Source organism: Rhizobium laguerreae, assembly GCF_019778565.1.
In the GTDB taxonomy this organism is placed as follows: domain Bacteria; phylum Pseudomonadota; class Alphaproteobacteria; order Rhizobiales; family Rhizobiaceae; genus Rhizobium; species Rhizobium laguerreae.
Genome location: NZ_JAAXQT010000011.1, coordinates 216,748 through 239,813 on the forward strand (window position 1 = coordinate 216,748; position 23,066 = coordinate 239,813).

Annotated in this window: 15 protein-coding genes and 2 pseudogenes; 5 read left to right on the forward strand and 12 right to left on the reverse strand. The window is 58.2% G+C overall.

The annotated features are described in order from the left end of the window. Nucleotides 1-3,454 (reverse strand): DUF4082 domain-containing protein (locus HFO71_RS29505; RefSeq protein ID WP_221988787.1); only part of this gene is annotated, 3,454 nt, incomplete at its 3' end. A gap of 664 nt (nucleotides 3,455-4,118) precedes the next feature. On the opposite strand from HFO71_RS29505, the gene HFO71_RS29510 reads away from it, so the two are divergent. Then, on the forward strand, nucleotides 4,119-5,432 hold the full coding sequence (locus tag HFO71_RS29510) for a polysaccharide biosynthesis/export family protein (protein ID WP_017957529.1): 1,314 nt from the start codon (nucleotides 4,119-4,121) through the stop codon (nucleotides 5,430-5,432). Between the two features lie 246 nt (nucleotides 5,433-5,678). Continuing rightward, on the forward strand, nucleotides 5,679-7,187 hold the full coding sequence (locus tag HFO71_RS29515) for an O-antigen translocase (protein ID WP_221988788.1): 1,509 nt from the start codon (nucleotides 5,679-5,681) through the stop codon (nucleotides 7,185-7,187). Between the two features lie 73 nt (nucleotides 7,188-7,260). Here HFO71_RS29515 and HFO71_RS29520 read toward each other — a convergent pair whose 3' ends face one another. From HFO71_RS29520 to HFO71_RS29545, 6 genes are read right to left on the reverse strand one after another with little or no spacing between them, the layout of a single operon-like run. Further along, nucleotides 7,261-8,478 carry a DegT/DnrJ/EryC1/StrS family aminotransferase gene (locus HFO71_RS29520; protein WP_168259925.1) on the reverse strand — a complete coding sequence of 406 codons (1,218 nt, stop codon included), beginning with the start codon at nucleotides 8,476-8,478 and terminating at the stop codon, nucleotides 7,261-7,263. Further along, entirely contained in the window at nucleotides 8,475-9,449 is a 975-nt protein-coding gene (locus tag HFO71_RS29525) for an NAD-dependent epimerase/dehydratase family protein (RefSeq protein ID WP_131641732.1), read from the reverse strand. The genes HFO71_RS29520 and HFO71_RS29525 overlap by 4 nt, the downstream gene beginning before the upstream one ends. Beyond that, complete coding sequence (locus HFO71_RS29530) at nucleotides 9,446-10,165, reverse strand: acyltransferase (RefSeq protein ID WP_077979674.1); 720 nt, start codon at nucleotides 10,163-10,165, stop codon at nucleotides 9,446-9,448. Before HFO71_RS29530 ends, HFO71_RS29525 begins: the two co-directional genes overlap by 4 nt. Next, nucleotides 10,155-11,258, reverse strand: a complete 1,104-nt coding sequence (locus HFO71_RS29535; RefSeq protein ID WP_077979675.1) for a DegT/DnrJ/EryC1/StrS family aminotransferase — start codon at nucleotides 11,256-11,258, stop codon at nucleotides 10,155-10,157. Before HFO71_RS29535 ends, HFO71_RS29530 begins: the two co-directional genes overlap by 11 nt. Beyond that, nucleotides 11,255-12,292 carry a Gfo/Idh/MocA family protein gene (locus HFO71_RS29540; RefSeq protein ID WP_017957535.1) on the reverse strand — a complete coding sequence of 346 codons (1,038 nt, stop codon included), beginning with the start codon at nucleotides 12,290-12,292 and terminating at the stop codon, nucleotides 11,255-11,257. Before HFO71_RS29540 ends, HFO71_RS29535 begins: the two co-directional genes overlap by 4 nt. After that, a complete protein-coding gene (locus HFO71_RS29545) occupies nucleotides 12,292-12,795 on the reverse strand; it encodes an acyltransferase (RefSeq protein WP_025398417.1) in 504 nt (167 codons plus the stop codon). The genes HFO71_RS29540 and HFO71_RS29545 overlap by 1 nt, the downstream gene beginning before the upstream one ends. Nucleotides 12,796-13,344: 549 nt before the next feature. On the opposite strand from HFO71_RS29545, the gene HFO71_RS29550 reads away from it, so the two are divergent. Then, nucleotides 13,345-14,121 (forward strand): response regulator transcription factor, encoded by a 777-nt coding sequence (locus HFO71_RS29550; RefSeq protein ID WP_025398418.1) that lies wholly within the window; start codon nucleotides 13,345-13,347, stop codon nucleotides 14,119-14,121. Nucleotides 14,122-14,294: 173 nt separating this feature from the next. On the opposite strand, the gene HFO71_RS29555 is transcribed toward HFO71_RS29550, so the two are convergent. The 4 genes from HFO71_RS29555 to HFO71_RS29570 are packed head-to-tail and all read right to left on the reverse strand — an operon-like array spanning nucleotide 14,295 to nucleotide 19,597. Further along, complete coding sequence (locus HFO71_RS29555; protein ID WP_221988789.1) at nucleotides 14,295-16,136, reverse strand: glycosyltransferase family protein; 1,842 nt, start codon at nucleotides 16,134-16,136, stop codon at nucleotides 14,295-14,297. Nucleotides 16,137-16,140: 4 nt separating this feature from the next. After that, complete coding sequence (locus HFO71_RS29560; RefSeq protein ID WP_221988790.1) at nucleotides 16,141-17,184, reverse strand: UDP-glucuronic acid decarboxylase family protein; 1,044 nt, start codon at nucleotides 17,182-17,184, stop codon at nucleotides 16,141-16,143. Nucleotides 17,185-17,229: 45 nt separating this feature from the next. Then, nucleotides 17,230-18,723 (reverse strand): sugar transferase, encoded by a 1,494-nt coding sequence (locus tag HFO71_RS29565; protein ID WP_221988791.1) that lies wholly within the window; start codon nucleotides 18,721-18,723, stop codon nucleotides 17,230-17,232. Nucleotides 18,724-18,730: 7 nt separating this feature from the next. Next, nucleotides 18,731-19,597, reverse strand: coding sequence for a WecB/TagA/CpsF family glycosyltransferase (locus tag HFO71_RS29570; protein WP_221988792.1), 867 nt, complete (start codon nucleotides 19,595-19,597; stop codon nucleotides 18,731-18,733). 226 nt (nucleotides 19,598-19,823) lie between these two features. Between HFO71_RS29570 and HFO71_RS36505 the strand changes: the two are divergent. Next, a pseudogene (locus HFO71_RS36505) lies at nucleotides 19,824-20,020 on the forward strand (transposase); the annotation flags it as partial. Nucleotides 20,021-20,267: 247 nt separating this feature from the next. On the opposite strand, the pseudogene HFO71_RS36005 reads toward HFO71_RS36505, so the two are convergent. Then, nucleotides 20,268-20,425: pseudogene (locus tag HFO71_RS36005) on the reverse strand (IS6 family transposase); the annotation flags it as partial. A 429-nt stretch (nucleotides 20,426-20,854) separates the two neighbouring features. On the opposite strand from HFO71_RS36005, the gene HFO71_RS29580 reads away from it, so the two are divergent. After that, nucleotides 20,855-22,924 (forward strand): choice-of-anchor Q domain-containing protein, encoded by a 2,070-nt coding sequence (locus tag HFO71_RS29580; protein ID WP_131641735.1) that lies wholly within the window; start codon nucleotides 20,855-20,857, stop codon nucleotides 22,922-22,924. Nucleotides 22,925-23,066: the final 142 nt, after the last annotated feature.

Here is a 23,066-nt window from a genome sequence, read left to right on the forward strand (position 1 = left end):
CACCGGCATCCGCATCGGTGTCGTTGGTCAGCACGTTGCCGCTGGCAACCACACCGCCCGAACCATTGGCCACGCCACCCTTCTCGGTCGCATTCCCCGCATCGGCAACTGCCGTCGGCGTCGTGTTGGAGGTCGACGGATTGAACATCACATCGACCCAGTAGTTCGTCGACCGGAAGGTGCTTGTGGGGTACAGGCTGGCGCTGCCATAAGTGTACACGCCGTTGCCGGTGGCCGGCGCCGTTAGCGGCCCGCTCGTCACATTGGAGATGAAATAGTCGGCGGTTGTCGAATAGTGACCGGTATTCGTGTGGTAAGACGCAGTGTAGGTTTGTCCGGCCGTCAATGCCACCGGGCTGGTGAAATAGGCGGTCTGCCAGCCGCTGGCGGTCTCGTTGGTGAAGGTGAGGGTCGCAAGCCGTGTACCGGTGCTCGACCATAATGAACCGGTATGCGTGCCCGTATCCTGACTGCCCTTGTAGAAACGAATGCCGGTGATGGTGCCAGCCGCAGAGGTCTGGAATTTGACCCCGAGTTCAACAGCCGAGGTATCGTCGGTGTTGACGACCGCTGGCGTTGCCGAACCGAAGAGAGATGTGTAACTCGGTCCGCTCACGGTGACCGTGCGCCCGGACGAGGGCGTTTCGAGGTTGATATTATCGTCAACGGCGCGGGAGCGGATGGTGTAGCTACCGGCGACCTGCGGCGACCAGGAATAAGTCCAATTCTCATCACCCGTCGCCGGATGCCAGCTCGCCCCGTTGTCGGTGGAAACCTCGACACCGGCGACGACTCCGCCGCCCGTGTCGGCAGCGGTGCCTGTAATCGTCACGGTGGATCCAACGGCCGCCGTCGCGGGTACGGTGATGATGGAGGTCGGTGCAACATTGTCCGTGGAACCGGTTGCGGCAACGAGTCCGGATTGTAGTGTTCCCGGCTGAATGCCCATGTCGGCAAGCAGATTGACCATTGCCTGCTGCACGCGGGGATCAGTGGGGGTCGCCTGATTATCGTGATTGTCGCTCAAGCCCCATGTCCAGTAGACGGTACCGGCGCCGAACACCAATGCACCGCTCGGCGCACGATAGAGCGTCAGATTGTGGGTCGAGGTCGCATTGCCGGTCGTGTTTCCGTAGTCGAGCAAGTAGGTGCTGACCGGAAGCGTCGTCGACGATAGCTTGACAAGACCGGCTGGATCGAAGCCGTTATCGACCGCTTCGTCCCATTCGTAACCAAGATAGTTCTTGGTGAGCGTTGCCGTCTGGCCAGGCTGAAGATTGGCAACGCTGGTATTGCGCCAGAAGCGCAGGTTGGCGTCGTCATAGGGAATAGTGATCGCCTGGAGATTGCTGCCGACATCGTCGACCTTGAACAACTGTCCGGTCAGTGAGTTTTCCGGGTTTCCGCCGCCGACGGCGGGTGGGCTGAGGCGCGGATCACGGAATGTGCCTGTCCATTCGTTGGAAGGGTCGATGCTCGCGGTGGGCGAAAATGTCTCCTTGTAGGAGATCAGCGTGCGATAAGGCGTACCGTCGGCGCTATAGGCATTGCCCCAACGGGTGCGCCAATAGACCTCGTTACCGCTCCAGAACATCAGGTTGACGCCCGCATCGCGCGCGGCTTCGACGTTCGTCCTCTGCTGTCCAGACCAGTATTCGTCGTGCCCGGCATCAATATAGGTCTTGTGATTGAGCAACAGGCTGCCATAGCGGTCGGCGTCGACACCCGACAGGTAGGAGACGTCATAGCCGTTCTGTTCCAGCCAATAGATGCCCGCATATTCGGCGCCGAACAGATAATCCTGCGGACCGGCAAAAGTGCCAACCCCGCCACGGGTCGCGATCGGTCTGTTGTAGCTGACCGCATAGGCGCGACCCGCACCCTGCCCCGTCGCCGGGCCGTTGCCGCCATAGAGGTTTGCCCCACCCCAACCGTTGTAAGCTTGCCAGGTCTGGTCTGCCGTCTGGAAGACGATGTCGCTTTGGCTGTCGTCGTCGCGCACGATGAACGGGATATGATTTTGCCCGGAGGTGCCATCCTGACGCACGAGCTTGGCGATATAGACGCCCGATACGGCGTCCTCCGGTGCGGTCCATGAGGCCGACACAGCCCAGTTGCCGGCATCCACCGTGCCGGTCGAGGCGTTGCGCAACGGATTTGGCTGAGTCTGCAATCCGGTATGCTGAATGGTGTCGACCTTGCGGGCGCCCATGCCGCCATAATAGCCGAGCCGGTAGATATCGATCCGGTAGTTGGTGGAATTGGTATTGATCTTGAAGCTGATGGTCTTGCCGTTGTCGACGCTGATGTCGGTCGCAAACCCTTCGATGTTGGAGCTGCCGGCGCCGTCGATGCCCCACTCGCTCTCCGGGTTACCCTGCTTCTGGTTTTCCAGCACGATCAGGTTGTTGGCCGCAGCCGCGGCCGCCAGATTTTGCGTCGTCAACGATCGCTGCGTAGAAGGTGGCGTCGTCACCGAGCCGGAAAGAGTGCCGATACCCTTGGTGGCGGTGCCCGTTCCGATTTCTCCGCCTCCTGGCAACGATCCGTTCAAGATCGTCGAATCCGCCGTCCACGTTGCGGTCCCGCGCCAGCCCGAGAGAGGGGACAGGTTACGATCGAGAAGCGGGTCGCTGGTCGAGGCGCCGATGGCCCGCTTGATCGTCGATACAAAGTCCGGCCCCTCGGTCAGCCTGGTTCCCGGCAATTGACCGTCCTGTTGAAGCACGGCGCCGCCGTGGGCCCAATCGAGAATCCGCGTGGGGGAGGTAAAGTAACCGCATCCGCACACACCAAAGGGCATGCCAAACGCCAGTGAATCCGCGCCAGTCTGATGCGCAGTCGCCTGCGCTGACGGGCTCGATTCGAGAATGACGACATTGCCCGAGTGAGCACGCTCGCCCGTCACCGCGGCAGATCCTTCTCCCGAAACTCTCGGTGCAGGGCTTTGCGGCAAATACGGAGTCAAAGGATCGTCGCCTATGAGGCTCATTCCAGCGTAGCTGCGATAAAGGGACGATTGCGCCCCGAATGCAACGCCGTGCGCATCCCGCTCGAAACCTGCAAAACCAGGCGTGTGGGCGAACAACCGAGACGCGGCAGTGTTCCCGCTTTGAACCCCGGTCTCGCGATTTGCTGCGAAAGCGTCAGGCAGGGCAGGCAAGGACGGCGCTGGGTGGCTGATATCCACCCCACTGTCCGCGTCGCCGATCACGCCCGCACTCTGTCCAACATCATGCTCATTGAGCGCCGCGTTGTTGTGGGGATTGTCGACAAGCGTACCATCATGCTTGTTTCCATCCGCCGTTTGCACGGATGTCGCAAGTTGAGCACTATCCTCGCGCTTATCGGCAGGCTTGCGAGGCCTTCCCTTTCCGCCGACGGTCAACCATCGGGGAACCAACGAATCCAGCAGGAGTGAGCGTGATGTCCACCGGCGAGCGTTGCGATACATGGCGTGGCCTTCTCTCGCGAGATTGTCGGAATCGAATCTACGGGGATCGTTTGCTACGAAGCCCTGAATGATAGCCCAAAAATAAGCGAGTAGGTCCTACGCCTTTTGCTCTACAGGCGGCATCCTTTGGGCAAACCGCAGTGTTGGCATGGACGACGTGATGGGCGAGACACGCAAGGTGTTCGTTTGGAGGCCTTTTTCTTTGCGCCGACTGATAAGGCGACGACGCCGGTCAATATCATCGACTTGCAAAATCAACGATCCAAACACGACGGCTCTGCGGCGAGGGATCGCTGTCCTTCGCGGCTAAAGCGCGTCGCGCTTTAGAACTTTACTTTTACGCATGTCGTTAGCGCAAAACCGTTGCACACTTTTGCGCGACATGCTTTAGCGCGCCTCTTCCTGCGCGCATGACCTCGTGGTTTCTCGGGCCGATGCCACTGTACCGCGCCGAAGGTATATGTTCCTACTCGGTTTAGGCTAAGCCCCCTCCCCCACCTCATCAATAATGATAGGGCGATGCAAACAACCGCCACCTTCCTCAAGGCTTCGCCAGATTGCACACTGGCATTGCGGCTTCGGACCTGGCGCCCGATGCCCGCGTAGCGCCTAAGGCATTGAACCGGTGTCCGTTTGAGGACGCTTTTGCAGGCTGGACATGTAAATGAAGCTATCGTATCGCGTTCTTAACGTGTTCTTTCCGGCGACGCTTGTCATCAGTACACTCGTCTTTCTTGCCGGAGCTGTGCCGCCGGCTCTCGCCGATGACACTGCTTTTGCTCCGCAGACGAAAATCCGTCTGACGATTGTCCAATGGATGCAGTCCAAAGGCCAATATGAAAGATGGGATGCGCTTGGCGGTGAATATACCGTCTCGGATGAAGGCGCTGTCTTTTTGCCCTTTCTTGGATCCGTTTCCGTCGGCAATCGCGATAACACCAGCCTCACGAACGAGATTGCCAAGCGTCTGCAAGAAAAAATCGGATTGGTTCAGCCACCCGCAGTCACGATCGAAATTCTCGAATACCCGCCAATCTATGTCGTCGGAGACGTAACCACGCCTGGGCAGTACAAATTCCGCTCAGGACTTACCGTCCTGCAATCCCTGGCAATGAGCGGCGGCCCGTTCCGCGCCACAAGTCTGCAGCAATCGCAGACGATCAAACTCGCGGGCGAGCTGCGGGAAATCGACCACTCCCTGCTGCGCAGCACTGCCAAATTAGCACGGCTCCAAGCAGAGATGACAGGGGCAAAGGAGATAATTTTCGATCAGACGCTCGGCGTCAATCAGCAATACGCCGCGGGAATATACAACGAGGAACGGGTCATTTTTCAGGCTCGCGCAAATGCGCTGGACAGGCAGTCGAAGGCGCTCACGGAATTGCGTGATCTTTTGAATAGTGAAGTCGGCATGCTGGGCGAGAAGGTGCAGGGCTCGGAGGACAATATCAAATCGATCGAGGACCAGCTGACCAGCGTCAAAACACTGGTTTCGAAAGGCCTCACCGTTTCGTCGCGTCAATTGGATCTGGAACGGTTGCTCACCACCTACCGCTCCGATCGGCTCGACCTTGTCACCGCCATCATGCGGGGCCGTCAGGCGATCAGTGAGACAACGCGAAATCTTGAGGGGCTTTATGATACGCGGCGAAGCGAAGTCGCTTCCGAATTGCAGTCGGAACAGGCAAGTCTCGACCAGCTCAAATTGAAGCGCGAGATGACGCAAAAACTGCTTCTCGATGACCTCGCGGCAGGGGGAAGCTCGAATATCACCGACGAGGCGCTCCCGCTGACGTTTACGGTGAGCCGGCGAAGCGAAGGCCAAATCAGGCAGTTCCAGGCCTCGGAGACAACGGCACTGATCCCAGGTGATGTTGTGAGGGTCGTTCGACCCCCCATTGCGGATCGCGTGTCTCAGGCCGCGCCCGCCGACCTGCCGCGTGAAACTGAAACACGCGCCAGTCAGGCAAGCCAGTGACCCGCGAAAAGCATGTATTGCAAACGAACTCGCAGCGGACGATTGACCAGCGCCAAGGCGCTCCGACTACCTGCGCGAGAGAAATTGCTCTTGATACTAGCTGCCATAAACCCGACCAGGTCTTGAATTCGCTTCCTGCCTCAACAGCAATGCCTGTGCCGCGTATCTCCGAAGCGGCGTTGGGCAACATGTCGGCGACATTGCGCCGGAGATCCCGCCCCACAGCATAGCGGCCAAGGACAATTGATGACTTTGCGCATGATCCCAGCCAGTGGGCAGACTTATACCCAGATCCTCAAGTCGACGATGCTGATGGGCGGTTCCTCGCTCGTGAACGTCGCTCTAAGCGTCATTCGTAACAAGGCCCTGGCCGTTCTGCTTGGGCCAGAAGGCGTGGGGCTCATGGGCCTCTACCAGTCAATCGTCGATATCGCGCAAACGGCCGCTGGTCTGGGACTGGGCGGCAGCGGGGTGCGCCAGGCCGCCGAGGCCGCCGGTACCGGTGACGAAGCGAGGATCGCACAGTCGGCGAAAGCGCTAAGACGCATATCGATAATACTCGGCCTGCTTGGCGCGCTCCTTCTTGCAGCGCTGGCATTTCCGGTCTCGAATTTCACCTTCGGCGACTACCAGCACGCCGGTGGCATCGCGCTGCTCTCGCTCGCTGTATTTTTCCGGATAGTGTCGTCCGGGCAGACGGCGTTGATCCAGGGCTTACGTGGCATTGCAAATCTTGCCCGCATCAATGTGCTCGTAGGTTTTTTCAGCACAGTGAGCACTGTCCCGCTGATTTACCTGTTCGGCGCGCAGGCGATCGCACCGTCGGTCGTAGCGATTGCGGCCGTCACAACACTCTCCACCTGGTGGTACAGCAGACGGATAGGCGCACACTCGCCGCGAATGTCGGCTCGCCAATTTAGTCAAGAGTGGGCACCTCTGCTGAGATTCGGCGCCGTGTTCACGGCGAGCGGACTTCTGACCTTCGGCGCGGCCTATGCGATCCGCATCATCGTATTAAAGGACGGGGGCGTGATGGCCGCAGGATTGTATCAGGCGGCCTGGGGGTTGGGCGGTCTCTATGCCGGCTTCATTTTGCAGGCGATGGGAACGGACTTCTATCCGCGCCTGACCACAACTGCGGACAATCACGCCGAATGCAACCGCCTCGTCAATGAACAGATGGAAATCAGCATCCTTCTTGCCGGCCCTGGTCTGCTCGCCACGTTGACGCTGGCGCCGCTCATGATGAGCCTGTTCTATTCTTCGGAGTTTCATGGGGCGGTGGATCTCTTGCGCTGGATCTGCCTTGGCATGATGCTCAGGATCATCGCCTGGCCGATGGGTTTCATCATCTTGGCGAAGCGTGCCCAAGCCATTTTCTTCTGGACGGAGGTGGCGGCCACGCTCGTGCATGTAGGGCTGGCATGGCACTTCGTATCGAAGTTCGGTACGCCAGGAGCCGGCATGGCGTTTTTCGGCCTCTACGTCTGGCATAGCATCCTCATTTACGTGATCGTGCGGCGGCTTACCGGCTTCCGCGGATCCGCAGCCAACCGCAGGCACGTGCTGCTTTTCCTGCCTGCATCGGTGTTGGTATTCTTGGCGTTTTGGGTCTTGCCGTTATGGCCGGCGATCGGGATCGGCGCCTTGGCCGTAGCTCTGACGGGGATCTACTCGCTTCGCATGCTGATCCAGCTTCTTCCGCCCGAGGTGATGCCCGCAGTGATCAGAGGATGGATCGCGAAATTCGCCTAACAAGAAATGCGCATCGAGGCGATGCGCATTAGGCCCTGCGGCACAACGAGGATTGCATCACGCAATCAGGAAATCATACAAGCGCGATGTCCCGATCGTGCTGTACGGCGGCGGGTATGCTGGCCGCCTCAGCCAATGAGCTTCGAAGTGCTTCGACAACCCTGACGATGTCGAGATCCGTCATCTGAGCATAAAGCGGTAGGATTATCGTTTGCCGCTGCGCTGCCACGCTTCGCTTCAGACTTGTGGCAGCACGATGGGAACTTTGGCCCGAATAGGCCCCCTCCAGATGGATGTTCATCACACCGCGCCGGGTGGATATCCCCTGATCGAGCATCGCTTGCATGACCGCCCTTTGGTCGACAGCATCAGGCAATCTCACACAAAAGCTCTGCCAGTTGCTGCGAGCCCAGTCGGGCTCGATTGGCAGCGTTAGCCCAGGGATCGTGGACAGGCGCTCTATATACTGCTCGGCAAGCCGCCGGCGCTGCGCAATCAGCTCCGGCAGCCGCCGCAGTTGCACCCGTCCGACCGCCGCCTGAAGGTCGGTCATGCGGTAGTTGTAGCCTAGTTCATCATAGCCTTCAAAGATCACCTGCCTCGAGCCGTGACGGACGGCGTCGGTGACGCTCATGCCATGTTGGCGCCAGAGGCGAAATTTTCGGTCATACTCGGGATTGGCCGTAGTCAACATGCCACCATCACCAGTCGTGACGACCTTACGGGGGTGGAAGGAGAAGCAGGCAATGTCGCCATGCGACTTGCCAATTTTTTCCCAATTTCCATCCCAAAGGATTTCGCTTCCCGTTGCGCACGCCGCATCCTCGATGACCGGTATCGAGAGGCGCTTCCCGATCTCAACGACAGGGCGAAGATCGCAAGGCATGCCGAGCTGATGAACGCACAGGATTGCCTTGGTCCGGGACGTGATTGCCCTTTCAATCAGGCTAGGGTCGATGTTGTAACCGTCCGCCTCGATGTCGATAAAGACAGGCACGCCATCGCAGTATCTGATGGCGTTCGCGGTTGCGATGAACGAGTGACTGACCGTAATGACTTCATCACCGGCACCGATACCTACCGCCATCAAGGCGAGATGCAGTGCGGTCGTGCAGTTTGAAACGGCGCAGGCATGTGCAGCGCCGACAAAGGCAGCGAATTCACTCTCGAAAGCGGCAACTTCCGGCCCCTGCGTCACCCATCCTGATAGAATAACGCGACGGACAGCCTCCGCCTCCTCCTCTCCGAGAACGGGCTTGGCAACTGGAACTACAGGTAGCGACGGGCTCATGCAGCTTGGCCTCCTGCCGCATCGGTCTTCATCTTCCACCAGGCGACAAGGTCGCGAAGCCCTTGTTCCATCGATATTTCCGCTTTGAAGCCCAGGAGTTTCTCGGCCTTGCTGATATCGGCAAGACGACGGGTTACGCCGTTTACCGTGCGGGCTTCTTTGTGCTGCGGTTCGAGTGAGACCCCCATGATGCTGCTCAGCATCTGCGCGAGTTCCAGGAGGCTTATTTCCCTGCCGCTCGCGACGTTGAACACTTCATCGGTGACATCGCTCTTCGCAGCCAGCAGGTTGGCCCGGGCGATGTCACGTGCATCGACGAAGTCCATCGTCTGGCTGCCGTCTCCATAGATGAGGGGTGGCATTCCGGTCGCCAGACGCTCCATCCAGCGGATCAGCACTTCGGTATAGGCGCCGTAAACGTCCATTCGCGGCCCGTATACGTTGAAATAGCGCAGCGCCACATAGCGCAGGCCGTACATCTCCGCAAAGCTGCGAAGCAGCCCCTCGTTAAACGTCTTGGCCGCCCCGTAGATCGTCCTGTTATTATAGGGATGATGCGCTTCGGTGGTCGGAAAGCTCTCGGCCAAACCCAGCACAGAGGCAGAAGAGGCAGCGACGACTTTCGACACGCCTGCCTTTACGGCAGCTTCGAGAACATTGAACGTGCCTTCGGCCAGCACATCGAAAGCAAGGCGTGGGTCTTCCGCGCATTGCGTGATGCGGATGGCCGCCTGGTGAAAGACGATGTCCACGCCCTCGAAGGTTCTCGCCAACAAGGCTCTGTCACGGATATCTCCTTCAATGATGTTGACGGACCCGCCACCTATTGCCGTGCTGAGATTGTCCCGGCGTCCGCGCACGAAGTTGTCGAGGATGATAATCTCCCGCGGCTTCTCCAATGCGACGAGATCGGCGATATGCGACCCGATCAGGCCGGCTCCGCCGGTAATGAGTACCCGTTGATTTCTCACGATCTTCCTCCATGCGATAAATCCAGCACAGGATCGGCTTCCGTGCGCCAGCGTATGAACTTCGCCGGCACACCCGCCACGACTGAAAACGGTTCGACATCGGAGACAACGACTGCACCCGCTCCGACGATCGCCCCTTTTCCGATGCTCACGCCGGGAAGAATCGTTGCGTTCGTTCCAATATCGGCCCATGCGCCGATGCGGACCGGCTTGATTTCGAGATCGGTGCGAATGATCGGCACATCCACCGGCTGTGCTGTGTGGGTCGAGCCAAGCACCTTGGCGCCAGGGCCCCAGCCGACACAATCCTCGATAACCAGGTCGCGTGCGTCGAAATAAGCCATCGGGCCGATCCAGACATTGTCGCCGATCACGCAAGTGCCGTCGAAGCGGCCCTGGATATAGGCCTGAGCGCCGATGAACACGCCATTGCCGATTTCAAACGTTTCCGGATGTTTGAAACCGGCGCCGCCCGCAACCTGCAGTCCCGTGCCGCAGCTCCGCGCGATCGCTTGCCAAATGGCTTTCCGCATCAGAGTGTCGACGACCCCGTCGCCTGTGGCGAAACGACCATAGAGGTCTATCAGGCCAGCGCGCCCGTATGATTGTCTGAGTTCTTCGACCAACCCAGTTTGGTAGCCAGGATCTGCCGGCCTTTCATGGCGACCATGGACCGCCTGCACCAGTCGAGCCTCGCCGGCGCGGTTAACTGACATAGGCGTACTCCAGCGCGGCGACCACCAGGTCAACGTGACGTACAGGCATCTCTGGATAGATCGGCAGCGAGAGGACCTCCCGTGCCGCGGCTTCCGAGAGTGGGAAATCCCCGGCCTGGTAACCAAGGTCGGCATGGGCTTTCTGCAGATGAACAGGGATGGGATAATGGAGCCCGGACGGAATGCCTTCCGCGCTGAGCAGCCGTTGAAGCCCATCGCGATCACGGCTTCTTATGGCATAGACATGATAGACGTGACGCCGGTCGGATGCTTCGACAGGGGTCGTCAAAACCGTCGACCCGGCAAGCAGCGAAGAGTAGCGGCGCGCATGCGTGCGACGCGCCTCGGTCCAGGCTTCAAGGTGCCGGAGCTTGACACGCAGGATCGCGCCTTGAATGGCGTCCATGCGATAGTTAAAGCCCTTCAGCAGATGGTGATAGCGCTGCTCCTGACCCCAGTCTCGCAGCATGCGCATCGTCTTGGCCTGATCATCGTCATTGGTAACGACCATACCCCCCTCGCCGCAGGCGCCGAGGTTTTTGCCCGGATAGAAGCTGAAGCAGCCGGATAGGCCGATACTGCCGGCGCGGTGGCCTTTGTATTGCGCGCCATGGGCCTGGCAGGCGTCTTCGATGACGGGTATCCCGTGGCGCTCGGCAATTGCCTTGATCGCGTCCATATCGGCCATTTGACCGTAGAGATGGACGGGAACAATGGCCTTGGTCCGGGGAGTAATCTTTGCCTCGACTTCCGCCGGATCCATCGTGAGTGTCACGGGCTCAACATCGACGAACACGGGCCGTGCGCCCGTGTAGCAGATAGCCGACACGGTTGCGACGAACGTGAATGGCACGGTAATGACCTCATCGCCGGGACCAACGCCCGCCGCAAGCAGGGCAAGATGCAAGGCACTCGTTCCGGTGTTGACGGCTATCGCATGCTTGACGTTGCAATAATCTGCGAATTCCTGCTCGAAATGCGCGACCTCGTCGCCCAATACGTACTGCCCCGAGGCGAGGACGCCGAGCACGGCGGCGTCGATCTCACCCTTGATTGATTGATATTGTGCCTTAATGTCCAGGAACGGGATCATGCGATGCGCCTTGCCTCTTCGAGCTCGATGATGCGACCGCGCTGGGCCAACGACCGGCTTGCTGCCTCCAGAATCCGAACGACGCGCAGGCCGGCATGGCCGTCCGTAATGGGCCGCGAATTCTGCTCGATGCACTCGACGAACTGATCCAGTTCGCGTTTCAGTGCTTCGGTCATATCGAGCTTGGGCGCCCACATGTCGCCGCTGCGGTAGCCGACCATCATCTGATGCACCTTCTCACCGTAAGCCTGAGAATTGGGGTTCAACGTGATGCCCTTGTCGTAGACCTTGATTTTTTCGCTGGGCTCCAGATCGTCGTAAACGATCATCTTGTTGCTGCCACCGATCAGCGTGCGGCGCACCTTGACCGGCGCCAGCCAATTGACGTGGATGTGTGCGATGAGCTTGCTTTCGAAGAAGAGCGTCAGGTAGGCGATGTTTTCCGGCTCGCCGAGTACATGGCTCATGCCTGTCGCTGAAACAGCCACCGGCCTTTCCTGCACGACATGGTCCAGGATGGAGAGATCATGGACCGCGAGGTCCCAGATGACGCTGACATCATGCTGAAAGAGCCCCAGATTGACCCGAACCGAGTCATAATAATACATGTCCCCCAAGCCGTTCTCGACCAGTTCACGCATCTTGCGAACGGCGCCGGTATGGACGAAGGTGTGATCCACCGCCAGCACGAGGCGTCGACGTGTGGCCTCTTCGACCATCCGCGAAGCTTCCTCCGTCGTCGATGCCATCGGCTTTTCGACGAAGACATGCTTTCCGGCCATCATAGCCTGCATTGCAAGCTTGAAATGGGTGAAGACCGGGGTCGCGATAGCGATGGCATCCACTCTTGGATCACGCAGCACTTCCTCGAAATCATCGGTGATCGTCACGGCGGGGTAGCGGCTTTTGACAGCCGCCAACCGGTCAACATTGAGATCACAGACAGAAACGAGGTGCGCTCCGGCTGCCTCCGAGATGTTGCGAACCAGGTTCGGCCCCCAATATCCATACCCAACAACAGCGATGCCGATCATCACATTCCCTCCAACGCGTGCATGTCGACTGGCCCGTCATTGACACGGCCGATAACCCTGGCTGGAACGCCCGCGACGATGGCGCCATCCGGCACATCCTTTGTTACAACCGCTCCCGCTCCGACCTGGGCAGCCTCTCCGATCGTCACGCCGGGCAGAATTGTGGCGTTGCTGCCGATCGATGCGAGGCGCTTGACAAGCGTGGGGATGAGAATCCAGTCGGCCTCCGTCTGCAGGCTGCCATCCCGATTGACGGCGCGCGGGTAGGTGTCGTTCGTAAACATGACCCCGTGGCCTATGAACACGCCATCTTCCAGGGTCACGCCCTCACAGAGGAAGGAATGGCTGGAGATCTTACAGTCTTCTCCGACGATGACGTTCTTCTGAATCTCGACGAAGGTGCCGATGCGGGTTCCTGCTCCGATCGTGCAGCCGTAGAGATTCACAAGATCTCGATGGTGGATGACGCTGCCTTCACCCAGCTTGACGTTTGATGCAATCATCCCTGCAAACTCCCTACTCCTAACAGGCCCGATTTTCAGTCAAACAAATAGTCGTTCGATTGCGTCCAAGGCTTCACACCAACATGAGAAATACTTCTCTCCATTCCAAAGAGAATTGTTTTCTTCATCTGAGTAAAGAAACAAAACGTTTAAGCTTATCCGCCGAAAGGCGTATCTACTTAAGACGACTTACGCCCCGGTTTATGCCCCTGACCATCATTGGTGGTGGGGTTACCCCCCGCACTCGTCGGCTGCTTACGTCGGAGACAGCGATGGTTTCCATGCATTTAGGGGTTCATCGCCAAACGGCGACGCAACAACAGAGACTATCCCGCAAGCTCTCCAGTAAGACCTAGGTCTATACTCAGGCTTATCTTCAACATCTTATCCATTTATGGAATCTGTGTAGTACTTAGCCTATATTAGCTACTGTAACGCTCGGCGAATTGTGGTATTCGATTCCTACTTTAGAGTTTCCTAAACCCCCGTATTGAGAGGGGTTGGTACTCGGGTCTTAGTTGAGCGTAACGTGTTAGGGGAGGGTAAGCTGTGAATTCAGCACTTATACCGAATTTGGACCTCAGGCAGGAGAACGTAGCTCTTCCCCTCAGGATAGATAATCCGAACACATCTGCCGCGCCGGGAAGACACACGCATTCGCTTGTCATTCTCGATAATCGTGAGCTCGATCGTCAATGCCTGGCGCAATGCATGGCTGCCCAAAAAGCGGATTTGCAGATTTTGGCTTTTGGGTCAATTGAGGAGTGGAAGCAGAAGCGCGACGAATATCCTCCGCTTTCGGCAATCCTCTTGAACGTCGGCGGCAAAAAGATCGATGAACCGACGGTTTCGGAGCAAATCCGGAAGCTTTCGTCGGAATTCGCATCAACGCCACTCATCGTATTGGCCGATAGCGACGATTTCGGTCAAATCGTCAGGGCACTTGAGTACGGAGCCAAAGGGTTCATACCCGCCTCGGTCAGCGTCAGTGTCTGTATGGAGCTGATCGCGCTGTCAGTGGCAGGAGGAATTTTTGTGCCTGCAAGCGCCCTGTTCGCCATGCGTCACTTGCTGGACTCGAGCAATTCGACCGCACGCCCGCTTTCCGGCATATTCACGGATCGTCAGGTCGAAGTCGTGGAGGCGCTCCGACGCGGAAAGGCAAACAAAATTATCGCTTATGAGCTCAACCTGCGAGAAAGCACTGTAAAGGTGCATGTCCGCAATATTATGAAAAAGGTCAAAGCGACGAACAGAACGGAAGTCGTGTTCAAGCTCAACGATCTTTTTCTTTCGGGCGGCTCTGCGACAAACAGCCTGTGCTGACGGGGTCGACCGATCAGATCTTGCATCGCATCACGAGCGCATTCTCGCTCTAAACATGCTCGGTGGCTGCGCGACAAATACGCCACCGAGTCCCCGATTGCATCTTCAGCCTCACCGGAGAAGTTTGTCATGCACGCCTCTCCAGGTGAGGCTGTTTGCATGTGCGCTCACAGCTAATTGCCGGTGCCTATTGGAAGCCTGGAAAGCGCCGTTCGGATCCTGCGCAACGGGCCTCTCCGCGAATGGGGGACCAGACGCCGCGCAAGATGCCAGAAGTATCGGAACTCAGGCAGCGGCGGTACATTCGGCCTCAGGCCATTCAGGCGCAGTCTGACCATCAGGCCATCGGCGCCTGAATATAGTCGCAGACGCCAACCAGCATCACGTTTGAAGTGTAGAAATGTTACTTTCTCGCCGGCGCCGCTTCGGCCGACGGGAGCGTGACGAAGAACATTTGCAAGATCTGGCTGCTGACACCGCTCAAGAATATCGGAGAACCATGCAAGCCAATCGGAATCGCTCCGATCGGGAAGCTGATGAATGCTTTTTCGATCGCTGCCATACCGTCCCGAGACGACCCCATCGCCTGAGCGACCGAGTTGCGCGATGACGAGGCGCGCGCGCCTGAATTCGTCGTGGGATAGAGATGGATAGAAATCTTGCAGCCTCCGCGCCCGCTCAAACTGGCCTCTGCAGATCAAAGCGAGAAGGAAGTACGCCCACTCGACCGGATCCGGGTTGAGTGCCCCATATTCGGTCATGGTCACCTTGACTAGGTCCACCAGAAGGTCATAGGCGCGCTCGGCGTCGCCCTCCTGCAACGCACAAATGGCAAGGCGGAATTTAGCTTCGGGGAGGTACGATACATAATCCAGGCAGCGTGCGTAGCAGTGCTTCGCCTCCTCCACCCTGCCCTGCTCGAGAAGCAGGTCGCCCTGCTTCAGTAAAGCGCGATCGCTCGCTTCCCCCACGATATGGATGCTCTCTTGCTTGGAGATCCGCGGGACCTTTGTAAGATCGCCGAACGGGCCGGACTGGATGATCTTTTCGCCGAACTGCAGGCCCTTGTTCAGCATGAACCACTGATATATTTGCGGCCTGTGGATCAGTGTATGACGCGCATGGATCAAACTGTAACCTGCTGTCGTGATACGCCGTATTTCGTCGGGATGGGCAAAAAGGTAATCCAGTCGCTCGACGACGTTGCGCCCGTCAACAAAGACACAGTTCTCCATGTCGACAAAGCCGGCTGCCTCCACGGCTGCCGTGCGTTCCGTCACGAGACAGGCCTTTGCCCCGGGAATCTCAAAATGCTTGCGCACGACCTCGCCGCCCATAGTGCCGCATGTGGGGACGATGAGGCTCGCGTTGAGCGCGCGCGCATAAGCCTCTCCAGACAGGAGCTGGGAAGCTAGCTTGCTCTCATAGGCGTGTTGCGGCGAGACCAGGCAGGGGTAACGGTCGCGGATTATCGGAAAGACCGTCTGTCGCCAGGGATAAAGGCCGTAGGCCTGACCTGTGAGCATGGCCGGGATGACCTTTTGCTGGCCATAGTCGTGGTAGACTTCGGGATCGATGAAATTTGGCCAGACGAACAGATTCTCCTTCACCGCCGGCATATATTCCGGAGCCATCGTTGCGATCGCGAAATACGCCTCGATGCCCCACTGCTCCATATCGGAAAGGAAGCCCGCGCGTCGATCGCACCATGCGTCGGCGTTATGAAGGCCAAGCTTCGGAATAGCGATATGGGTATTGGTGTTTGTGATTTTTATCCGACGCGAGCCATGCGACCGATAACCACTTTCAAACAGCGTCAGATCCGGCTCGTACCTGACGCATATCTCTGCATAATCGCAGTCGCGGTTAATGACGACGACATCGAAATGTGTTGCGAGGCATTTGACCTGCTGCTGCATGTGCAGCAGCAGGTAACCGGCCGCGTTCGCATTGGGCTGATGGTCCCATTGAAAAAAAACGAGCCGCGGTTTTCGATCATCAACGGTGCTATTCATGTCCCTATCGAATGGCTTCAGGAGCAGTGAGTTCGACGTTCGCAGCCGCCAGATGCGGATAAGCCTCTTGCGAGGACTCGGTGCCAAGCCTGTTCCTTACACCGCCGGAAAGCTTCCACTCGAAATAAGCGATCGTTCTCTCAAGCCCCTCACGAAGGTTCACCTTCGGCTGCCAGCCGAGTTGTTGCGTTGCGCGGCTGATATCGGGCTTGCGCTGTGTCGGATCGTCAACTGGCAGATCCTTGAAGACGATGCCGGACTTCGATCCGGTCATTTCGACCACCATTTCTGCCAATTCACGGACCTGGAATTCTCCGGGGTTGCCGAGATTGATGGGGCCTGTAATCCCAGCGGGCGCCGCCATCAGACGGATAAAGCCGTCGATCAGGTCGTCCACATAGCAGAACGATCGTGTTTGCCTGCCGTTGCCAAAGATGGTGATCGGCTCGTTTCGAAGCGCCTGAACGATGAAATTGGAGACGACGCGGCCGTCATTGGTCTGCATGCGCGGACCGTAGGTATTGAAGATCCGCGCCACCCGAATTTCCACGCCATATTGACGATGATAGTCGAAGAACAGCGTCTCTGCGCACCGCTTGCCTTCGTCATAACATGCCCGCGGGCCTATGGGATTGACGCTGCCCCGATACTCCTCCGGCTGCGGGTGGACTGCCGGATCGCCATAAACTTCGCTCGTGGATGCCTGGAAGATCTTCGCCTTGGTGCGTTTGGCCAGGCCGAGCATATTGATGGCCCCGTGCACATTGGTCTTCACGGTCTGCACGGGATCGAATTGATAGTGGACCGGAGATGCCGGGCAGGCGAGGTTGTAAATCTCGTCGACCTCCACATAAAGCGGGAAGGTGATGTCGTGACGAAGAATCTCAAAGCGAGGATCGTCAAGAAGATGCAGCACATTGTCGCGCGAACCGGTGTAATAATTGTCCACGCAGAGGACGTCATTGCCCTCTCGCAAAAGCCTTTCGCACAGGAATGATCCCAGAAACCCGGTGCCGCCGGTTACCATAATTCGCTTTTGTCCGTGCATTGGTATGCTCCGTTGTTGATGGTTGCCTCGCGGAAGCGAGGATGGTCAGTAGGCTCCCCCGCGCTTGAACACCGCGGGGATTGTGCTGAGAAGAATTTGGCAGTCGAGCCACAGGGACCGGTTGTCGATGTAGAACTCGTCAAGTTGCTGCTGCAGTTCGATGTCCGCATTGCTTCGTTCGGATATCTGCCAGAGGCCCGTCAGCCCCGGTGTTACCGAACGCCGCTTGTCACGAAATTCGCTATCCATCGCTGAGAGGTGATATTCTGGAAACGGACGCGGTCCGACGATGGCCATCTGCCCCGCAATGATGTTTGCCAATTGCGGCAGCTCGTCGATGCTCGAAGAGCGCAGCATATGACCTATAACCGGAAGGACGCGCGGATCGTCCTTGAGCTTGAAGTGGCTCAACCACTCGGCGCGCATGTTAGGGTCATCTCGGAAGACTGCTTCGAGGCGCTGCTCTGCATCCTGATACATCGTCCTCAATTTGAGGACGTGCACCGGCTTGCCGGACCGCCCCTCCCTGGTGTGCCAGAAGAAGACGGGGCCTGGATCAATGGCATAGATTGCAGCCGCTGCAAACGCGATGAATGGGGCGACGACAATCGATGCAGGGATGGCGATTGCGAGATCGAGGATCCGGCGAACCAAGTCCGAGTTGATTGAACTCCCACTGTTGATAAGGCGAATACCGATCTCTCCGCCGACATCCGCAGGTCGCAATCCGCTTACCTTGAGGCTCGGCGTATCGGACAGCAAAATAACTTCGGCGAACTTCCGACGCATCGCCGCCAAATCGGATGCAAGCGCGCCTGTGGCGCCCGCAATCACGGCAATGGATGGCCCGCCATCGGGCAATGCCTCCAAACTATCGAGGGAGATGGCCTCCGGCCTGATGCCATACTGCCAGTGGCTCTTGAAATGCTCCACGAGAGCGGGAGTAAGGTCGCCTCCCCCCATGACAACCGCGCGCTCCCCCCAGATTCCAAGTTTCCAGCACAGGCTCCGTGCAAGCCAATGCCCAAATGGCTGAACAATCAGCCCGAGAGCGAGGAACCCAATGACGGCAAGCAGCAGTCGTTCCCCCTCCGGCAGGATAATTGCTCCAAACGCCGCCAGGACAGCCACCTTGACGCCAGCGACAGTGCGCCGCCGCAGATGTTCATGGTCATACAACCGATACCCAGGATAGAGGCCGGCCGATGTGTAAAGAATAATCGCGGCGAATGCTGCGATCGTGAACGTACGCTCCGCCAGCGTGCCCTCCAAACCACTGGGGAAAAAGGACAGGACAACAAAGTAGGCAACCAAATAGCTTGCAATGTCGCCGGCGACTAGGAAGGACGAGGTTGCAAGCCGAGGAAGCCGACTCCGGAGTGCGACGGGCATATACAGCCCTGCCCGGTCAAAGGGATCGGCGGTCTTAGCTGCTATGGGCGGCACGGAACCTGCCGCAATCGCCCGCGACGTCATGTCATTTGAGGTGGCTGCCTTCGGCGGCCTCGGTGTCATTGCTGGCGACGCAAATAAGGACATGATGGCTTTACACCTTTGCAGCTGCTTCTTTTGGCGCGCTTGCTCCAAAAACCGCGTCTTCGATCGGAAACTTTCGAAGCCCCAGTCTCTGGAATGCCGTCAGTGAGATGAACGTCGGCACGACGACCGCATAGCGCCGCCACAGCCGTCGCGGCTCGCATAAAAGACGAAACGCCCATTCGAAGCCGCTTCTTTGAATGATCCTTGGAGCCTGCCGCTTGAGGCCGGCGTGGAAATCGAATGCGGCTCCGACACCGATGAGCATCGATGCTTCCAGACGATCGCGCATGCGCGCCATCCAGAGTTCCTGCTTTGGACTGCTCAGCCCGACCCAGATGATATCGGCGCCCGATCGATTGAGCTGGTCAGCAATCTCCGTTTCCTCCCGCGGCGACAGTTTGCGAAAAGGTGGCGCATAGGAGCCGACGATCCGAGCTTGCGGAAATTTTGCGAGAAGGCGCGCCTGCAGCTGTTCGAGCGTTTCGGCCGTTGCGCCATAAAGGAAGTGGCGCAAGCCCTTGGAGCTGCCGGCATCGAAAACGGATAACATCAGGTCAGGTCCATAGACCCTGTCGCTTTCCGCATGACCGGCACGCTTCAATGCCCATACCAACGGCATGCCGTCGGGTGTTACGAGGAAAGCCCGGTTATGTATCGACCGGAGCTCGGGATCATCTTGACACCGGACCACGCCGTGCGCGTCGCGAACGCACACATATTCCTTCCTGCCGTCTTCGATCGCTTTTTGAATAAATCCGGTGGCACTCTTGAGATTAACTGCCGAAATGCGAACACCAAGGACATTAATACATTCCAAAGAACTCGTTTGGTTGAGAACTGAATCTTGGCTTCTGTCTGCTGATTGCTTTCTCATGACCTACGCTTTCGCGATCTAAACTGTCATCAGAATATGCTGCCAAGACGATTGCCTCCATACTTGCGTCTCTAACTATTGGACGTAGAAGAGACTTCATGTTTCTACGTCTTACGCCGAGATAGGTTACATATTCGAAGTAAGGCGATGTACCCCAGCTGCTTGCCAGGCTGCTCTTTTTGATGAGCGCTGTCCCGAAAGAGCGGTTTGACCTCGGCAAAGCCGAACGCGGCTCGCCATCGCGCCAAAGCGCAACCGAAAGTGCAGCGCGCCCGCGACGCAGACCTCTACAAGGAGCGCAAGCGCATCGAGCGCTTCTTCAGCAAGCTCAAACAGTTTCGACGCGCCGCAACCCGATACGACAAACTGCTCGTGAACGTCATGGGATTGGCCAAGCTCGCCGCCATCACCGTTGCCATCCGAGTTAAACAGTTGTCCCCTGTCCGTTTACTGCGACCGGGGCAACTCATGGTCTGCGGCAGAACCGTCGATATGCTTCTTTACAACGCGGCGAGAAAAACCAGGGACCCTGCGGGGCGGCACGCCTATGAGATGAATATGGTGCATGCATCTTGCACACCGGATCGATCCAAGCCGGGTCAGCCGACGGAGCAAGCTGGATTTCATAAAGGGGACTTCCCCGCCACCGTTCCGAGGTCTCGCACCAGCGGCCGAACTTGGTCGCCCACTCAGACACGGCCTGGAACGAGACATCGATATCACGCTCGGCAAGCAGATTGTCGACATCAGCGGAAACGGAAGGTGTAGTCACACCGCATGCCAGACGATCTCGGCGGGAAAGCGGTGGCGCTTGAAATGCTGGGCAATGGGTTGGCCGAATCGATACGGTCGACCTTCCCATTACCATCTCGATCAGCATCAATCGTAAGGCGATGCTGCCCAAAATTGCCGAATTCAGAAAAAAATGTCGATTCCGCATTTGGCGGGAGCAATCCAGCCACGCCCATCAGATTTTTCTAAAGTTTTCAATGGATGCATATCGCTCTGGTTGCAGAAAGAATAACTCCCGGCAAGCGAGATATTAATACTGCCACATTTTGGGCGACTCCAAATTCACCAAATATTTCAAAACGTAACTTTGGATCGATTCGGATATTGTGGCAGCAATAAGGCTATGCTTCTCAAGCACTTACTGTTGCGTTGCTGTTGCGCCCTCAAAAATGTCACCCTATAACCTGCCGCCGTAACGCTGGATTAACCACAAATATTAACGGGCGGGGGTTGAGGAACAAGACCATGACAACATATTACGTAGCGACAACTGGCAGCAGCGGCGGTAACGGCAGTACCTCCTCTCCCTTCCGCACGATCAGCGAGGCGATGTCGGCGAACCTTAGACCCGGCGACGAGGTCGTGGTGAAGGCGGGGACCTACAACGAAGCTATTAACATCGACACGGACGGCTCGGCGGCAGCCGACATCACGCTGCGCTCGGAAGTGCCCGGCGGAGCGCTGATCCGGCCGCCCGCGGGCTCGTGGAACGCGATCAGTGTCAACGCCAACTACGTGACAATCGACGGCTTTGACATCGGCGGCGCCAAAGGCGACGGCATCGAAGCGAACAATGCCCACCACGTCCAGATCCTCAACAACAAGGTCCACGGCAGCGGCGAGTCGGGCATCCAGTTCAACCAGTCGGACTTCATTCGCATCGAAGGCAACGAGACCTACAACAACGCGTCGACGGGCTGGTTCTCGGGCATCTCGATTTACCAGAACCGGAACATCACCGGCGATACCTCGACCGACGGCTACCGGACGATCGTGCGGGACAACATCTCGCACGATAACGTCACCAAGTCGGGTGAGCACACCGACGGCAACGGCATCATCATCGACGATTTCCAGAGCACGCAGACGAGCGGTCATCCGAACTACACGTTCAAGACCCTGGTCGACAATAACCTCGTCTACGAGAACGGCGGCAAAGGCATCCAGGTTACCTGGAGCGACTCCGTCACGGTGAAAAACAACACCGCATACCACAACAATCAGGACCCGGCGAACAGCGGCACCTGGCGCGGTGAGCTCAGCAACTCGGCGTCGAGCAACAACATCTGGGCCAACAACATCGCCGTAGCGGACCCATCGGTGAACAAGAACAACACTGCGATCGATAACACGTCGACCGACAGCTACACCAACAACAACGTCGTCTGGGCCAACAACATCACCTACAACGGCACGGCCGGCCAGGCATCGGTCAAGACCGACGGCGGCAACGCGATGCCGAGCGCGGCGAACGGCAACAAGCTCGGCGTCGACCCCAAATTTTCGGGGGCAGCGAGCGACAACTTCCACCTCGGCTCCGGCTCGGCGGCAATCGACAGCGGAACCGCCAAGTACGGCGTCGGGTCGGTCGATCTGGACGGCCACGCTCGCGTCGTTGGAACTGTCGACATGGGTGCCTACGAATCGGGCTCCAGCTCGACACCGGGAACGCCAACCACGCCAACACAACCGGGTACGCCAACCGCGCCGACGCAACCAGAAACGCCAACCACGCCAACGCAACCGGAAACGCCGACCACACCGACCACGCCGACGAAGGTATTCACCGGCACCAACGGCAATGACATCCTGCCACATACCGGTCAGTCCAACGGCGGCAACGAAACCTTCAAGGGTCTCGGCGGTAGTGACGTGTTGAAGGGCGGCGCCGGCGCGGATGTGCTCGACGGCGGTTATGGCACCGACACGGCCAGCTATGCGGGCTCCGGTGCGGTCAGCGTCAATTTGGCGACCAAGGCCGCAGCGGGCGGGCAGGCCACCGGTGACAAGATCGCCAGCATCGAAAACTTGACTGGCTCCAGCTACAGCGACGTGCTGACCGGCGGCAATGGCGGCAGCAACGTTCTCAATGGCGGGGCTGGGGCGGACAAGCTGGATGGCGGCGCCGGCGGGGACGTCATCATCGGTGGCGCCGGAAAAGACATCATGACCGGTGGCGTCAGCACCGGTGGCGTCAGCGCGGATACGTTTGTCTTCAAAGCACCGACGGAAGCCGGGTCTGGCTCGAACCGCGACATCATCACCGACTTCCAGCATGGCGTCGATAAGATCGACATCGCGGCGATAGATGCGAATGGTTCTGGGCTGGGCAATGGAACCTTCCATTTCCAGGCGCAGGAGAATGCCTTGTTCGACCATAAGGCTGGCGCGCTCGCCTGGCACTATGACGACCAGGCTGGATCCGCGAACGACGCTACCGTTATCCAGGGCGACCTGAACGGCGACGGCGTTCATGATTTCGAGGTTCAGCTGAAGGGCCTCGTCCACGTGGGCGCAGGCGATTTTCTCCTGTAACTATTACTTGTTGCGGCGGTCGTCCGATCGCCGCAACAATCGTGCTGGGCGAGTTTCCTCATCTCGATCCAGCGGTAATAGCGCCGCTTCACCGAGCGATAGTCGCCAAGCCGCTCGGGCAGATCTCGCCGGAGCGGAACAT

Bases quoted from the DNA above. Each gene is read 5' to 3' on its own strand.
- HFO71_RS29510 (WP_017957529.1), top strand. From the start codon at position 4,119: ATGAAGCTATCGTATCGCGTTCTTAACGTGTTCTTTCCGGCGACGCTT.
- HFO71_RS29515 (WP_221988788.1), top strand. From the start codon at position 5,679: ATGACTTTGCGCATGATCCCAGCCAGTGGGCAGACTTATACCCAGATC.
- HFO71_RS29520 (WP_168259925.1), bottom strand. From the start codon at position 8,478: ATGAGCCCGTCGCTACCTGTAGTTCCAGTTGCCAAGCCCGTTCTCGGA.
- HFO71_RS29530 (WP_077979674.1), bottom strand. From the start codon at position 10,165: ATGTCAGTTAACCGCGCCGGCGAGGCTCGACTGGTGCAGGCGGTCCAT.
- HFO71_RS29535 (WP_077979675.1), bottom strand. From the start codon at position 11,258: ATGATCCCGTTCCTGGACATTAAGGCACAATATCAATCAATCAAGGGT.
- HFO71_RS29540 (WP_017957535.1), bottom strand. From the start codon at position 12,292: ATGATCGGCATCGCTGTTGTTGGGTATGGATATTGGGGGCCGAACCTG.
- HFO71_RS29545 (WP_025398417.1), bottom strand. From the start codon at position 12,795: ATGATTGCATCAAACGTCAAGCTGGGTGAAGGCAGCGTCATCCACCAT.
- HFO71_RS29555 (WP_221988789.1), bottom strand. From the start codon at position 16,136: ATGAATAGCACCGTTGATGATCGAAAACCGCGGCTCGTTTTTTTTCAA.
- HFO71_RS29560 (WP_221988790.1), bottom strand. From the start codon at position 17,184: ATGCACGGACAAAAGCGAATTATGGTAACCGGCGGCACCGGGTTTCTG.
- HFO71_RS29565 (WP_221988791.1), bottom strand. From the start codon at position 18,723: ATGTCCTTATTTGCGTCGCCAGCAATGACACCGAGGCCGCCGAAGGCA.
- HFO71_RS29570 (WP_221988792.1), bottom strand. From the start codon at position 19,597: ATGAGAAAGCAATCAGCAGACAGAAGCCAAGATTCAGTTCTCAACCAA.
- HFO71_RS29580 (WP_131641735.1), top strand. From the start codon at position 20,855: ATGACAACATATTACGTAGCGACAACTGGCAGCAGCGGCGGTAACGGC.